This window comes from Vibrio sp. 1180_3, assembly GCF_029478545.1.
Taxonomy (GTDB): Bacteria; Pseudomonadota; Gammaproteobacteria; order Enterobacterales; family Vibrionaceae; genus Vibrio; species Vibrio aestuarianus.
Map to the genome: position 1 here is coordinate 37,164 of NZ_SJFM01000017.1, position 15,469 is coordinate 52,632.

Below are 15,469 nucleotides of genomic sequence, written 5' to 3' on the forward strand. Positions count from 1 at the left end.
TAAATGTGAATTGTGTAAAAAACTGCGCAACGTTACTTGTTCAGGCTCTGAACTGCAAGCGATGTTTTTGTTTGCAAAACAGCCTGCTAATGATATAGAGCCTGCTTATTGTACGGCACTTCATAAGTGAGACAACGATAAACTTATGGTGTGGTACGAGACTTAACACTGTTTTTATTACTAAGTTCCTATTTTTCTTCAATATATCGGCTAAACTTTTATTCGATATATTCATTACTGATAAGTGATTCTATGCGTTTTCTATTACGCTTTTTATTTTTAGCTGTGGTTGTTTTTGCTCAATCTGCACAGGCAGAATGGGAGTATGATTTCCAAGCGACAACATCAAAGGCCAATTATACCGCTAATCAGCTTGCTAGCGAAGTTAGCCAACTTCCAGAACCACTCTTTATGTCGGGTGATGAGCGAGCGAGAGTGCAGCATTTGTTGTCGCAGGTACTTGCTGAACAAAGCAAGCAAATTCTGGTCTTTGAATCTCAGCTTCACCAATATCGGCAGCGTAATAGTGATGTCGACTGGTCAGCAATTGAATCAAGCTACTTAACCCTAAATAGTCTCAGTTTAAGTAAGCAGCGTTTGTTACAACTGGCAAGTGAGGCTACACGTGAACAGCTTACTGGTTTTGGTCCTTATGGCGTAAAGCAAGTAAAACAGGAATGGCAGCTAACGCAATTGAATGCTGAGTACTTATTTTATTTTCAGCTGCGCAGTTTTAAATCTTTGCTCAGTGATCTACTTATCTCCCCTATCCCGGTTATTTGGGCGGCACTTAAAGTGTTCTTCTTTTATTTGGTTTTGACTTGGTGGTTGACAAACAGTCAGCGTCTTATTTCCACCTTCCACCAAACTCAGATCAAAAACCGTGATAACCCCGCGTTGTGGATACGCATTATTTGGTATTTAAGCCGCGCAAATAAAGCATTGGCATGGTTGGTTGCCATTACGTTATCGCTACAGGTTTTATCGCAGATACCAAGTTTACAGCATCTAATTGTCCTCGAAATTTTCACGTGGTGGATTTTAGGTGGTTCTATTGCGGTCAGTTTTATTTTGGAATTTGTGTCTCGTAGTTCGCGTTCGGCGAACAAAGAAGTGACCGCATTGCGCTTATCCACCATTCGCCGTTATGTTTGGAGTACGATAATCGCGGGTGTTATTTTGCAGATCTCAATGCGAACCCTAGGCAAAGGTACTATTTATTACTGGATAAACAGCGCACTATTTTTCTGGTTTGTACTGGTGACCATTTCGGTATTACAACTGTGGCGAGAAAAAGTGTTTACTGAAGCGAGTAAGTTAAATGAACGCCCGCTTCTTGTGGCATGGGCTATCAGCAAAAAAGACAGTTATGTGTTACGAGTCGTTGCTACAGCGATTACCGCTATTTGGCTCTTATTACATACCTTAAAGCACAAACTCATTTCCGCCCTATCCGAATATACTTTTTTTAGCCAAGCGCTCGCTTATTTATTTCGCATCGAGGTTGCAAAACAAACCGGTAATGCCAATGGTAGTCAGAACTTGGTTCGAATTAAAGGTGAAGAAAATTTTAATTACGTTCTTCCTGGGTCTATCGACAGTGAGTTAATTGACTACGCGGGCGATGAAATCAAGCAGCTTTCTAAGTATCTAATGACCGATAGTCCTGCGGTTTGCGTTGTCTCCGGTGAACGTGGTGTGGGCACGACAACGTTGCTTTATACTCTTCTGCATCGAGTCAAAAATGCAGAGCCAATCTACCTAAGTTGCCCTTACTCAGGTTTTAATGAATTGCTCTCATTACTGGCTCTCAACTTAGGGTTAGAAGAAGACGCAAGTGAAATTCAAGTCTTGGCATATCTACGAAAAAGTGAGGTTACTTATTTCATTGCTGTTGATAATGCACAACGTTTAGTGAAACCGATGGTCGGGGGGCTTTCTGGTTTAATCCGCCTAACAAACTTACTTCGCCGATCTAAAAAAAATCATCGAGTGGTGATGGCAATCGCCAAAGCGAGTTGGCGATTTGTGGATAGAGCCAGAGGTGAGCGATTGTTATTTGATTGGGTTAGTTTCTTACCCCGTTGGAACGAAAAGCAAATTCAGCAATTATTGGATAGCCGCATCAATCGCGATATAGAGAGGCCAATTAGTTTTGAAGGATTGGTAGTTCCTAAGCAATGGGATCAAGAAGAAATAACCGAAGAAGAACGTGCAAAACAAGGATTCTATCGAATTTTGTGGCATTACTCCGATGGCAACCCTACCGTGGCGCTGCGTTTTTTCCGTCTATCATTGAATCGCAATAAAGAAACCGATCAAGTAGTGGTTCGTCTTTTTCACGCTCCAGAATCTCAAGAATTGGAGAAAATGCCCAAACCGATGCTGGCGGTACTCCGGTCTATCGTGCAGCTTGAAATTGCCTCACCAGAAGAACTATCTGAATGTACTCAGTTGAGTATTTCAGAAGTCATTGGGACTCTCCGTTACTTTCAAAGCCGTGGGTTTATCGAATGGAATGAGGACAAAGCAAGGATCTCAGACCACTGGTTCCGCCACATTACCAATGTGCTCGACCGTCAACATCTGCTGGTGAAATAAAATAATGGTTAATGTACTGATGAAAAAAGTAATAATTATTGGAGCTAGCCTGTTGTTTGCTGCTCCATGTTTTGCCACTGAAGAGATGGCAAATGCAGAACATATACAACAGTTCGCCAGTTTGATTCGTTGGAGTGGTGTCTTCTTCTCACTGCTGGTCATCGCATCGACTTGGTTACTGCTTAAGTTTATGAATTCGATGGTAGAAAGTATTGGCCGCCAATTTGTGCAATACCGAATGTTACTGCAAAAGCTTCAGTCATTTTTGCAGTTTTTTATCTACATGACGGCCGGTTTAGTTGTGTTTATGATGAGTTTTCGTATTAATGATCAAATACTTGCATTAATAGGTGGTACGCTTGCCGTTTCTGTGGGCTTTGCGCTGAAAGACTTAGCCGCATCATTCATTGCCGGACTAACGGTTATGATCGACCGCCCATTTCAGGTGGGTGACCGTGTCACATTTGAAGGGAATTATGGTGATATCATCACCATCGGTTTACGTTCTGTTAGGATGCGAACTCTTTCTGACGACATCATCACGATTCCCAACAACAAATTCTTAAATGAAGTCACCGTCAGTGGTAACTATGGCGCTCTCGATATGCAGGTGGTGATCCCATTTTATGTTGGAATGGATGAAGACATTGTCATGGCGCGAGACTTAATCCAAGAAGCTGCATCATCGAGCCGTTATATCCACTTACCCAAGCCCGTAACCGTGTTAGTCAAACAGACAATCACTGATAACTACTTAGCCATACAATTAACTTGTAAGGCTTACGTGGTCGATACCGCTTATGAAAAGCTTTTCGAAACGGACATTACCCTGCGTGTGATGAAAGAGTTTAAAAAGCATGGCATTAAGCCGCCAAAAATTGCGGTGTACGCCAGTTAATTTAATTAAAGTCACTGGCTAACACATCAGTTTCGGGAGAGTAATCACATCCCATACGCTTGTTTTTGATACTTATTGATACATCTGCGACTATCGCGGCAAATGCATAGGATGCCCGTATGATTTCAGTTGCCTTAGTCGATGACCATATTATGGTTCGATCCGGTTTCGCACAGTTGTTATCTGTAGAACCAGACATCATAGTACATAGTGAATACAGTAATGCTCGAGATGCATACCGCGTTTTGTCGACTGCCTCTGTAGACCTCGCAGTTATTGATATTTCGATGCCTGATGAAAGTGGCTTAGTGTTACTAGAAAAATTGCGCCAATCTCAACCCCATTTCAAAGCAATCATTCTTTCTATTTATGATTCAGCTTCTTTTGTAAGCAAAGCATTAGAAGCTGGCGCTTGTGGTTATTTATCCAAAAGATGCGGCCCAGGCGAACTTGTCAGTGCAATCCGTACCGTTGCAAACGGTGACCGTTATCTTTGCGCGGATGCATTAATCAACCTTAGTAACATTTCAGGGGTTCCTTTGGTACTCGAAGGGTTAACAAAGCGTGAGCGAGAGGTGTTTGAACATCTAATACTGGGAAAAGATGTGAAAGAAATTGGCCATGACTTATCCATAAGCCACAAAACCATTCATGTACATCGTGCCAATATTCTTAGCAAACTTGGGCTTTCCAATAATGTTGACTTGATTCGGTTTGCTATCACTCATCAGTTATTGGCTAATGAGTCGGTGTAACCGCTATCATGCGTTCTCTTTCACCCTCTTCTGCAAGCTTATCTTGGTTATCGCTTTCCTCTAGTTTTAGCTACGTTTTTGCCTGTGTATTGTATTCGATCAGTTGGTTTTGTTTATGGAATATCAGCCATTACCTAGCCCCCGATCTACTACTCGCAGGTCTACTTCTACCAACCGGACTAAAGTTAGCCACTTTAACCTTGTCACCGAGGCGCTTGTGGTTAGGCATTACACTATGCGAAATGTTCATTGCGTGGTCATTAGGCCAGATTTTAGAGAGCCCTGGCCATGAATATCTGCTTTTGTTATTTGCCTTAATCGCCTATTGGCTCGCTATTGCATTTCAGTCTCTTTGGGCTTCATTGCAAGACTATTGGCAAAAAATCTTGGCACTTACTGGTTTGACTTTAATTTACGGGCTAATTTGCGGTACAGGTGTTCTGTTGTTGATAAAACCGCTTGAGCTTGAATTTCATTATGTTGTTCAAGTTACCGTTGCAACCATTACTGGCGGAGTATTGCTAACCCCGTTTCTCTTTTTGCTATACGACTATTTGCATCAGCAGATTTGGAACCCTCTTTCCCCGACACTCATTCACCATGAAGTGACGTTACGACCCTCCGCGTTACTGTGGTGCTTACTGTTTTTTAGTGGTGGTTTGATTGCAGAGCTTGTGTTACTTGAGCAATTAAAGCCGTTAGCTTTACTGCTTTTTTTGCTGCCTAATATTTTTATGGCATATCAATATGGCTGGCAAGGTGGTGTTTTAGCTAGCATGATGAACAGTATTTTGCTTGCCACAGCAAGACAAGTCACAGGTTCGTTCGAATCGGATATGGAATTGCAAAGCTTCATTGCAACCCAAGCGCTTGTTGGCTTGGGATTGGGTATCGCAATCAGTCGTCAGTATTTGTTGGCTCATCGTCTAACACAAATAAATAGAAAACTTGAGCAAGAATTAAGAAATAAACAACAGCTGACAAGGCAATTAGTACATGTCGAAGAGCAAATACGTAAATCTGTAGCTCGTGAGTTGCATGATGAAATCGGACAAAATATTACTGCTATTCAAATTCAGTCGATGCTGGCAGATCGACTCTCAACCAATGAAAAACAGACTCATATAGCACAGACTATCAATTCGCTAGCCATGCGTATTCACTCCTCTACCCGCCAATTATTAACCCAATTGCGTCCTCACGCATTAGATGAGCTTGGTTTGGAAAATGCTATTCGGCAATTAGCAAGTGAAATGAGATTTACTGAGCGAAACGTTGATTTTAGCCTGAATTTTGGCATTTTTGCTGAACGTTTAGATGATATAACCGCAGTCACTCTGTACCGGATCATTCAAGAATTATTGAATAACGTTTGCAAACATGCTCAGGCTTCATCGGTACAATTAAGTATTGTTCCTGGAGAAATGTTCAGTGTTGAACTACGAGATAATGGCATTGGCTTGCCAAGCGACTGGCGAACAAAAGGGCAAGGATTGTTAGGGATAGAAGAACGAGTGAGCGCCCTCGGTGGGCATTTTGTTATTGATTCTAAGTCTATTCTCGCTCCACCTGGTACGCGTATAACTGTTAACTTGCCCACAAAACCATCCACAACACCATCAAACTAGGAAAATTTCCTAGTCATTTATAACTTTGTCTCATTCATTTCATGAATCAGTCCGATACCATTATTTTGCACTAGGGAGAAACAAAGCATGATGGGTTTTATGATATCAAAACCAACATCAGCCCCCATAGAGTCATCTCAGATAGATGCAACCTACCGGTATTGGCGCTTGCATTTAATGCTTTCGATGTACGTTGGCTATGGGGTGTTTTATTTTACGCGGAAAAGTCTCAATTTTGCTATGCCTGCGATGCTAAGTGACCTAGGGCTAGAACATTCAGATTTTGGCATTCTCGGCACATTATTTTACGTGACATATGGTCTCTCTAAGTTTGTATCAGGCATGGTGAGTGACCAATCAAAACCAAGTTATTTCATGGGGTTGGGCTTGATAGCGACTGGCGTTATTAATGTGCTGTTTGGTTTTAGTTCATCACTTGCTGTATTTGCAGTGCTTTGGACACTCAACGCTTTTTTCCAGGGTTGGGGTTGGCCTCCATGCGCAAAACTATTAACCACATGGTATTCAAGAACTGAACGGGGATTCTGGTGGTCAATTTGGAATACTTGTCACAACTTAAGTGGTGCATTGATCCCCCTCAGTATTGGCTTTATAGCTGTCACTTTTGGATGGCGATACGGTTTTATTGCTCCTGGTTGTTTGGCCATTGTGGTCGGTCTGGTGTTGTGTTTTCGCATGCAAGACAAACCAATCACCCTTGGGTTACCGTCTGTCGGTGAATGGCGAAACGACGCTCTTGAAAAGCGCCACGAGGCAGAAGGAAAAGGACTTAACTTTTCTCAAATTTTACGTATTTACGTTTTAGGCAATAAGTACATTTGGCTGTTATGTAGCTCTTACTTTCTGGTTTATGTAGTACGCATAGCTATTAACGACTGGGGAAATTTATACCTTACTGAACGACACGGCTATGACCTTTTTTCAGCCAATACGGCCGTTTCTATGTTCGAAATTGGTGGGTTTCTTGGATCACTATTTGGTGGTTGGGGATCAGATAAATTTTTCCGTGGCAATCGAGCACCAATGAATTTGATTTTTGCGTTGGGGATTTTTATTTCTGTTGCTGCGCTATGGCTCACACCGATTAATAATTTTGTGGTGCTTTCAGGGTGCTTTTTCTCGATTGGGTTCTTTATTTTTGGCCCGCAAATGATGATTGGGATGGCTGCTGCTGAATGTTCACACAAAGATGCGGCAGGTACCGCTACGGGTTTTGTGGGGTTATTTGGGTATCTTGGCGCGGCATTAGCCAGTTACCCGCTCGCTCTGATTATTGAACAATTTAGTTGGGAAGGGTTTTTCAGCGTTATCACCTTATCTGCTGCATTAATAGGACTGTTGATCCTACCTTTTCTAAAAGCACAACAACGTGCAGGGAATGCTGTCACTATGCCTTAATTCTTCCTCACGTTGTTTTCAAAATTTCACTGCTAATGCGCAGTAAAAAAGATATCACAGGAATGTGATGAGAACTTAACGCCTCCCTACACCTGCGTTAAGTGATGAAAATAACAAGAGGAAACAAACATGAAAGATAAATTACATCGCACCTTACTCGCGGCTTGTATTTTAGGTTCGGCATTGGCTGCACCTCAAGTGCTTGCTGAAGGTCGATTAGTCGTATATTGCAGTGCAACTAACGCCATGTGTGAAGCAGAAACTAAGGCATTTTCAGAAAAATACGATGTAAAAACTTCCTTTGTTCGTAATGGCTCAGGCAGTACATTAGCGAAAATCGAAGCAGAGAAAAATAACCCTCGAGCAGACGTTTGGTATGGAGGCACATTAGATCCGCAATCTCAAGCCGGCGAGATGGATCTATTACAACCTTACCCATCACCTCAACTTGAGTTCATCATGGATGGATTTAAAGACCCAGCCAAACGCAAAGGCAATTACTCTTCTGCCGTTTACATGGGAATTTTAGGTTTTGGCGTTAATACGCAAAGACTGGCAGAAAAAGGGATTGAAATCCCACGTTGCTGGAGTGATTTGACCAAGCCAGAATACCAAGGTGAAATTCAAATTGCTGATCCACAAAGTTCCGGTACAGCGTATACCGCTTTGGCGACTTTCATTCAACTTTGGGATGAAGATAAAGCCTTTAATTACTTTAAAGCGCTCGACAAAAACATATCTCAATACACCAAATCAGGTGTTACCCCTTCTCGTAACGCTGCGCGTGGTGAAATTGCTATCGGTATTGGATTCTTACATGATTATTCCCTTGAGCAATCAAAAGGCGCACCACTGGAATTGATTTCACCGTGTGAAGGAACAGGTTATGAAATTGGTGGTGTAAGCATTATTAAAGGTGCTCGCAATATTGATAACGCTAAATTGTTTGTTGACTGGGTCATGTCCAAAGAAGGCCAAGAGTTAGCATGGAAAAAAGGCCAATCATTCCAAATTTTGACTAATACTCAGGCAGAGCAATCTCCAAATGCATTAGATCCTCAAAAACTGACATTGATTGATTATGATATGGATACTTATGGTTCGTCAGATGAACGTAAACGATTGATTAACAAGTGGGTTAATGTCGTTAAAATGGGTGAATAATTTCTTCACTCATTAACGTGAATGTATGGGCAGTATTGAGCTGCCCATTTACTCGCACGATGGAACTCATCTTCATTGGTCTTTTACTTATCAGCGCTATTGCACACCTTTCTTGATTAAATATTTGTGTATACATAGCTCAATGCTCCTTTGCTCACTACTTTGGTACAAACAAATGAATGAACTCGCAGCGGACACAGCACCACGTCAGCAGCAAAATAAGTCGCACAGAGATCCCATTTTTTATTGGATCATCACTTTATTGTGTGCATTTGTGCTGTTGCCATCTTTTGCCCTTGATTACGGGGTATTTGAGTCAACCTCACAAGAATTTTACGATGCCATGGGTTGGAGTGGCTTCAACATTTCTTGGTTGTGGTTTGCACTACCTACCCTTCTCTTAATTCGCCCCAGTAAAGCGCAAAATAAATACGCTAAGCACCGCCACTATTTTGATATTGGTTATTCTGCAACGTGTATGCTCATCGTCTTACTCAGCTCTTGGTATACCCAACACGGTTTGGGCTACTCCACCATCGCGCTTTTCATTGCTTTAGGTGCGGTGATGACATTAGCCTTTGCCCGTCTTGAGTTTCTAGGGGGGGATTGCTTTGTCATTGGTGCATTAATATCGATCATTCTACTGATCTCCATTTTTATCATATTTCCGAGTATTGCCATCTTTGTACCGATGTTTAAAGACGACCTGGGTAACTTTAGTGCCTGGCAATTCATTGATATATTAGGTCGCTCTCAGATCATACAAATCATTTGGAATTCGATATTCCTTGGTGTGTCCGTCGGGATTGGTGCTACCTTTTTCGGTCTGATATTTGCTATCTACACAACTCGAATTGCTACTCGCTCCGCTTTTATTGCGCGTATTTTTTCTATCTTGCCAATTGTAACCCCACCTTTTGTTGTGGGTCTTGGGGTTACTTTGATGTTAGGACGTTCTGGTTATATTACAGAATTGATGGTCGATTGGTTTGGGCTACAGCAAACCAACTGGTTATATGGATTTACTGGCATCTGGATGGCGCAAGTGCTCGCCTTCGCTCCAATGTCGTTCATGATTCTAGATGGCGCAATGAAATCGCTGCATCCTTCTTTAGAAGAAGCATCTTATACACTGCGTGCCAATCGCTATCAAACCTTCTTCAAGATCGTAATGCCATTGCTGAAACCTGCTTTAGCAAACAGTTTCTTGATCATATTTGTTCAATCACTAGCTGATTTCAGTAACCCGTTAGTACTAGGTGGAAGCTTCGACGTATTGGCAACACAAATCTACTTCTATATTGCTGGTGCACAATTAGATTATGCCTCAGCTAGTACACTGGGCGCTGTTTTACTGTTGTTTTCACTGGCGATTTTTGTGGTTCAGTATTTGTGGATAGGTAAACGTTCGTACGTAACTATTTCAGGAAAATCGTATCGTGGTGATGTACAAGCACTACCAACCTTGCTTAAACACTCGGTTTCGGGTCTGTTGTATTTTTGGATGGCATTTAACATTCTTCTCTATGGCAGCATTATCTTCGGTAGCTTCACCGTTAACTGGGGTGTTGATTACAGCTTAACGCTAAAAAACTATATCCATCTATTTGGTATGGGAATGAGTGAAGGTGCTTGGCCATCATTGATCACGACCATGATTTACGCAGGCGTTGCCGCGCCATTAACGGCATTATTTGGTTTATTGATCGCTTATATAGTTGTTCGCCAGCAATTTTATGGCAAAAAAGTCATAGAATTTGCCACGATGCTTTGTTTCGCAGTACCCGGCACGGTCGCCGGTGTGTCATACATCCTTGCCTTTAACGATGCACCTATTTACCTGACGGGTACGGCAGCCATTGTCGTGATCTCAATGGTAATGCGTAATGTTCCAGTAGGTATTCGTGCGGGTATCGCTGGGCTAGGTCAATTAGATAAATCCTTAGATGAAGCCTCACTCAGTCTAAGAGCGAACTCCTTTAAAACCATTACTCATATTTTATTACCTCTATTGCGTCCAGCGATTCTATCGACGTTGATTTATAGCTTTGTACGTGCCATGACCACCGTTAGCGCGATTATATTCTTGGTGACTCCGGAAACACGTGTTGCAACATCTTATATATTGAATCGTGTAGAAGATGGTGAATATGGTGTAGCGATTGCTTATGGCTCAATTTTAATTGTGGTGATGTTAGCCATTATTTTGATATTTGATTTTATCGTTGGTGAGGCTCGTGTTTCACGTTCTAAAGCGACTAACCAAGAATAACGATTGGAGATATAAACATGGAAAATGAAAACTTTGTCGTTCTAAAAAATGTCTGCAAACGTTTTGGTGATAAAACTGTTATTGGAGATGTAGACTTAGAAATAAAAAAAGGCAGCTTAGTGACATTACTTGGCCCGTCAGGGTGTGGGAAAACCACCGTATTGCGCTTGGTCGCGGGTTTAGAGAAACCGACTAGCGGACAAATTTTTATTGATGGCGAAGATGTCACCAATACATCAATCCAACAACGTGATATCTGTATGGTGTTTCAATCTTATGCGCTATTCCCACACCTTTCATTGCACGACAACGTCGGCTATGGCCTAAAAATGATCGGTTTGAGCAAAGAAGAAGTGAAACAAAGAGTTGATGAAGCGCTTAGGTTGGTTGATCTAGAGGGGTTTGGTGAGCGTTATGTTGACCAAATTTCAGGTGGTCAGCAGCAACGTGTTGCTCTTGCTCGCGCTCTGGTCTTAAAACCTAAAGTATTGTTATTTGATGAGCCGTTGAGTAACCTTGACGCTAACTTAAGGCGCAGCATGCGTGAAACCATTCGTGAATTACAGCAGCGTTTTAATATTACTTCTTTGTATGTAACTCACGACCAAGCAGAAGCATTTGCTGTATCTGATACGGTTATTGTAATGAAAGATGGCGATATAATGCAGCAAGGATCACCAACTCAATTGTATAAGCACCCTGCATCGATGTTTATGGCAAACTTTATGGGGGAAGCGAATATTTTCGATGGCAGTTATGATGGATCACACTTAATCATTAATGGTTACAAAATTCCAGCAGATGATGAGAGCGTAGCCGCCTTGCCAACGGGTAATTATCAAATTGGTGTGCGACCAGAAGCCATTTTACTTTGCACTGAAGGTGAAGCGTGTCAACAGTGTGAAATTACCAGCATTGCTTATATGGGTTCAATGTATGAAGTGTTGGTTAAGTGGCACAATAAAGAATTGTTATTACAGCTAAATTCTTCTCAGTTTGATCCCAGTTACGCTGATCATGCTTATTTGAGCATCAATCCTGTCGGGTTATTTTTACTGCCCGAAGACGCATAACTGATCAGCCTTTTCATTGTAAAAACCCTAAACGCCTCCTTAATCAGAGGCGTTTTTTCAACTGACTTGAGTAACAAATAAATCGCTTTCCATCTTCCGTGGTAAGTAGACACTAAATACACTACCAGCTCCCAATACTGAACGGACTTCAATATGCCCTCCCGTTTGGCTAAGAAGGCTTTGAGATACGGAAAGTCCTAAGCCAGTACCATCACGCTTGGTGGTATAAAAAGGGTCAAAAATTCGTTTGATATTTTCAGGTTTAATGCCACAACCTTGGTCTTGAATGTGGATGATAGCACCGATACTTTCTTCATTTTTGTACCAGTCTTCACTGTTAATCGTTAAACAGCCGCAGCCATTCATTGCATGGATACCATTCATCATCAGGTTGACTAAAATTTGCAGAAGTTGATGCCGATTCACTTCAACCGATGAATGTGCTTTTAAATCAACATTAAACTCAATATCACGCTTATTGGTTCCGGTTTTAACTAGCGTAATACTTTCTTCAATAATCGGGTTGATGTGTTGCCACGTCACCTGATCTTGAATGCCGCCTTGCCGACTGTATTGCAGTAGACTACGAGTAATGTTTCGTATCCGATCTATTTGCAGCATGATCGCATCGAGCTCTTCTTCGACACGCTGTGTGTCGTCACCAAGTTCAAATTTTATCAGTTCGGTATTGCCGAGAATTACAGCGGTTGGGTTATTGATCTCATGTGCGATTCCAGCAGTTAACTCACCTAGTGAAGCAAGTTTTTCGTTGATGATGAGTTTATCTCGTGTTTGATTAAGCAATTTAATGTGGTGTTCCAATTGCTCGGTTTTTTCACGCAAGCTCAATGTTCGCTCATTAACCTTCTCTTCCAATTCAAACGCAGCTTGGCGTATTTCTTCATTTTGCTGTTGCAGAAGATCAAGCATGTTGTCGAATTGCTTAGCTAACTGTGTGAGCTCATGTTGGTCATCAAACCCAAGCTCTCCAATACGTTGGTTTTTACCCAAACGTACCAGCTTAACTACTTTATGGATCTGCTCTATTGGTCGGAATAAATCTCGTGAGCCTTTGTAAACAAACCACGTTGATAGAATCAGCAGCAGAACCGTTGTAACACCAATTTCAACGATGTTAGTCAAGTAGGTTTTCACAAACGGCCACATTAAATAACCGGTGTAAAGCATACCAATAACATTATCATACTGATCTTTGATCGGTTGATAGGCAGTGATATACCAAGCGTCATAAACATACGCACGGCCAACCCACTCTTGGCCTTCTCCCAAAACCCTTTGCTTCACATCCGAAGAAACGCGAGTGCCAATCGCCCTGCCCGCGTGTTGATCACTATCTAACGGAACATTGGTACTTACACGTAAGTCATCTAAGAAAACAGTCAGGGTGCCCAAAGGCCTTAAACTATCGAGCTTGCTTGGATAAATCAGATCGCGGATTTGATCGACTAATACCGTGCTGTTATTTAGCAATAAGCCACCATCTAAAAATCCGATAATGTCATTGTGTTGATTTTTAATCGGTATTACGGTGCGACTGACCAACCCACGAGTTTCTATTTGTTGGTCATTGAGAATTGGAGTTTGAGCCCGTTTTGCGAGGTCACTATCTAGTTGTTTTAGCTCTTGTTCTGTTAATACATCAAAAAAGGATTCTTGCTTGGTCAGATCAAGGTAGCGGAATTTTTTCTCAAGAGTATCGACACTTTCGTAACGCAAAAAGTCGAGAGAATAACGTTTTTTTTGTTCGCTGACCCACTGATTTAGCCGTTGATATTGTTTAGGATCTTTCACTCGGATGCGGAAATCATAGGACTCAGAAAATGCTTTAACGTAATTGGCTTGTTTTTGCTGTAATAGCCCAATACTGTTTTCAGCCACACCTAAACGTTCAGAGACATCAACCAGTGCACTTTGCCATGTATAGTGAATCGACCAATAAATACTGATAGTGATCAGAGCAAATAACGTAAAAAAAATGGGCGCTGACGATAAAATCAATAACCGATAACGCACCATGGTTTTAAAACGAAAACGCCATTTTTTCAACCAATGAATATTAATTGGCATCGGCATTTTCCTCACTTTCCCATTCTTTAAACTTACGTTCCAAGGTTTTTCTTGCGACACCCAAATCACGAGCAGCAGCGGACTTATTCCCTTCGTAGCGTTGCACTAATTGTTGAATGTGCGCTTTTTCTACCTCTTTTAATGTCCAATCACACGGGTAACCTTGATAGGTATGTTCTTGATGTGAACTTGTGTCCAAAGTGGATTGGGCAGTCACTGGTGGTAATGTCACTATGGATTGTTCCGCCTCACTGAATTCTTCTATTTTAGATAAGGCTTGCGACTCCGTTATTCCATGCATATCTCGCCAGTAATGGGCAGGTGGTTTTCCGAGTAAGATACAACGTTCAATGAGGTTTTTCAGTTCGCGAATATTACCTGGCCAGTCATAGTCTTGAATTGCTGACGTATCTTCATGAGCCCATTTAGGGTCTTGAACACCAAGCTCTGATGTAAGCATACGAGTGAAAAATGGAACCAATTCTTTGAGATCCGCTTTGCGCTCCCTCAGTGGACTAACTTCAATTTTTAATACATTGAGGCGATAGTAAAGATCGCTGCGGAAGTTGCCACTTGCGACTTCTTTTTGTAAATTTCGGTTGGTTGCAGCAACGACTCGGACATCAATATGAATCTCTTTTTCAGAACCGACGGGGCGAATGGATCGCTGCTCTAATACCCTCAAAAGTGAGGATTGCATGGTAAGTGGCATCTCGCCTATTTCATCAAGAAACAGCGTCCCACCATTAGCGACACGAAACAATCCTTCTCGGTTTTTTTTAGCGCCAGTAAAGGCTCCAGAAGTATGGCCAAACAACTCACTTTCTAACAACTCTGGAGCAATTGCACCACAATTTACGGCCACAAATGGACCTTGACGACCACTGGCTTGATGAACGCCACGAGCCACCAATTCTTTGCCGGTCCCCGATTCTCCTTCAATCAAAACGGATGCTCGTGATGGCGCAAATTGCACAATTAGTTGTTTAAGTTGCTGAGTTTTGTATGAACCACCAATAATTTCGGAGTTACAGTGATGCTTGAAATTGTGTTGCAGTGCGTACTGCATGCGTTCATTTAAACGCTTATCCATGCAACGTTGCACAGCTTGTAGCATTTGACTCAAATTAAACGGTTTTAGGATAAAATCTGAGGCCCCTAATTTTAAGGCACTGATTGCGGTTTCTAAATCGGCGTAGCCAGTCATAAAAATAACGTCAGCGCGTTTATCTGGGTCTTCAAATGCTTCTTTCCATTCAATACCAGAACGTCCTGGCAAATTAATATCCAACACAATCAAATCATAGTGATTAGCACAACGAAGCTCCTCTGCCTCTTCAATACTTCCTGTGCAATCAACTTTTGAAAACCATTTGCCAAGTGCTTTTTTGAGTACGGCTTGCATTCCAACTTCATCATCAACCACAAGGACAGAAAATGCTTGGTATTGCAATGCTGAATGAGTGTCGATGCAGTGGGTCATAAGCTTCTCTTTTGATGTTGTGCAAGATTTTAATGATGGGACAGAGTGTACCAACTAACCACACGTTGAGTGGGTGTAAGATGGGACA

The 15,469-nt window shown here is 41.8% G+C and carries 10 protein-coding genes; 8 read left to right on the forward strand and 2 right to left on the reverse strand.

The window, feature by feature from the left end:
- Positions 1-252: 252 nt before the first annotated feature.
- From EYW48_RS11890 to fbpC, 8 genes are all read left to right on the forward strand, one after another.
- The gene (locus tag EYW48_RS11890; protein ID WP_277432464.1) at positions 253-2,601 is read left to right on the forward strand and encodes an AAA family ATPase; all 2,349 of its coding nucleotides are present in this window, start codon (positions 253-255) and stop codon (positions 2,599-2,601) included.
- Positions 2,602-2,620: 19 nt separating this feature from the next.
- Positions 2,621-3,499, forward strand: coding sequence for a mechanosensitive ion channel domain-containing protein (locus tag EYW48_RS11895; protein ID WP_171980528.1), 879 nt, complete (start codon positions 2,621-2,623; stop codon positions 3,497-3,499).
- A gap of 119 nt (positions 3,500-3,618) precedes the next feature.
- The gene (locus EYW48_RS11900) at positions 3,619-4,254 is read left to right on the forward strand and encodes a response regulator (RefSeq protein WP_171980527.1); all 636 of its coding nucleotides are present in this window, start codon (positions 3,619-3,621) and stop codon (positions 4,252-4,254) included.
- A gap of 8 nt (positions 4,255-4,262) precedes the next feature.
- On the forward strand, positions 4,263-5,882 hold the full coding sequence (locus EYW48_RS11905) for an MASE1 domain-containing protein (protein WP_172532975.1): 1,620 nt from the start codon (positions 4,263-4,265) through the stop codon (positions 5,880-5,882).
- Between the two features lie 87 nt (positions 5,883-5,969).
- A complete protein-coding gene (uhpC, locus tag EYW48_RS11910; RefSeq protein WP_171980525.1) occupies positions 5,970-7,301 on the forward strand; it encodes an MFS transporter family glucose-6-phosphate receptor UhpC in 1,332 nt (443 codons plus the stop codon).
- 129 nt (positions 7,302-7,430) lie between these two features.
- Complete coding sequence (locus EYW48_RS11915; RefSeq protein WP_171980524.1) at positions 7,431-8,465, forward strand: ABC transporter substrate-binding protein; 1,035 nt, start codon at positions 7,431-7,433, stop codon at positions 8,463-8,465.
- Positions 8,466-8,640: 175 nt separating this feature from the next.
- Positions 8,641-10,737, forward strand: coding sequence for an iron ABC transporter permease (locus tag EYW48_RS11920; RefSeq protein ID WP_168522184.1), 2,097 nt, complete (start codon positions 8,641-8,643; stop codon positions 10,735-10,737).
- A 17-nt stretch (positions 10,738-10,754) separates the two neighbouring features.
- The gene (gene fbpC / locus EYW48_RS11925; RefSeq protein ID WP_168786709.1) at positions 10,755-11,810 is read left to right on the forward strand and encodes a ferric ABC transporter ATP-binding protein; all 1,056 of its coding nucleotides are present in this window, start codon (positions 10,755-10,757) and stop codon (positions 11,808-11,810) included.
- Between the two features lie 57 nt (positions 11,811-11,867).
- On the opposite strand, the gene EYW48_RS11930 is transcribed toward fbpC, so the two are convergent.
- Both EYW48_RS11930 and EYW48_RS11935 read right to left on the reverse strand, forming a co-directional pair.
- Positions 11,868-13,898 (reverse strand): cache domain-containing protein, encoded by a 2,031-nt coding sequence (locus tag EYW48_RS11930; RefSeq protein WP_277432465.1) that lies wholly within the window; start codon positions 13,896-13,898, stop codon positions 11,868-11,870.
- Entirely contained in the window at positions 13,888-15,381 is a 1,494-nt protein-coding gene (locus EYW48_RS11935) for a sigma-54 dependent transcriptional regulator (protein WP_277432466.1), read from the reverse strand. Before EYW48_RS11935 ends, EYW48_RS11930 begins: the two co-directional genes overlap by 11 nt.
- Between the last annotated feature and the right edge of the window lie 88 nt (positions 15,382-15,469).

What these genes read in the sequence shown, in the direction of transcription:
- EYW48_RS11890 (WP_277432464.1), top strand. Translation starts at nt 253, where the DNA reads ATGCGTTTTCTATTACGCTTTTTATTTTTAGCTGTGGTTGTTTTTGCT.
- EYW48_RS11895 (WP_171980528.1), top strand. Translation starts at nt 2,621, where the DNA reads ATGAAAAAAGTAATAATTATTGGAGCTAGCCTGTTGTTTGCTGCTCCA.
- EYW48_RS11900 (WP_171980527.1), top strand. Translation starts at nt 3,619, where the DNA reads ATGATTTCAGTTGCCTTAGTCGATGACCATATTATGGTTCGATCCGGT.
- EYW48_RS11905 (WP_172532975.1), top strand. Translation starts at nt 4,263, where the DNA reads ATGCGTTCTCTTTCACCCTCTTCTGCAAGCTTATCTTGGTTATCGCTT.
- uhpC (WP_171980525.1), top strand. Translation starts at nt 5,970, where the DNA reads ATGATGGGTTTTATGATATCAAAACCAACATCAGCCCCCATAGAGTCA.
- EYW48_RS11915 (WP_171980524.1), top strand. Translation starts at nt 7,431, where the DNA reads ATGAAAGATAAATTACATCGCACCTTACTCGCGGCTTGTATTTTAGGT.
- EYW48_RS11920 (WP_168522184.1), top strand. Translation starts at nt 8,641, where the DNA reads ATGAATGAACTCGCAGCGGACACAGCACCACGTCAGCAGCAAAATAAG.
- fbpC (WP_168786709.1), top strand. Translation starts at nt 10,755, where the DNA reads ATGGAAAATGAAAACTTTGTCGTTCTAAAAAATGTCTGCAAACGTTTT.
- EYW48_RS11930 (WP_277432465.1), bottom strand. Translation starts at nt 13,898, where the DNA reads ATGCCAATTAATATTCATTGGTTGAAAAAATGGCGTTTTCGTTTTAAA.
- EYW48_RS11935 (WP_277432466.1), bottom strand. Translation starts at nt 15,381, where the DNA reads ATGACCCACTGCATCGACACTCATTCAGCATTGCAATACCAAGCATTT.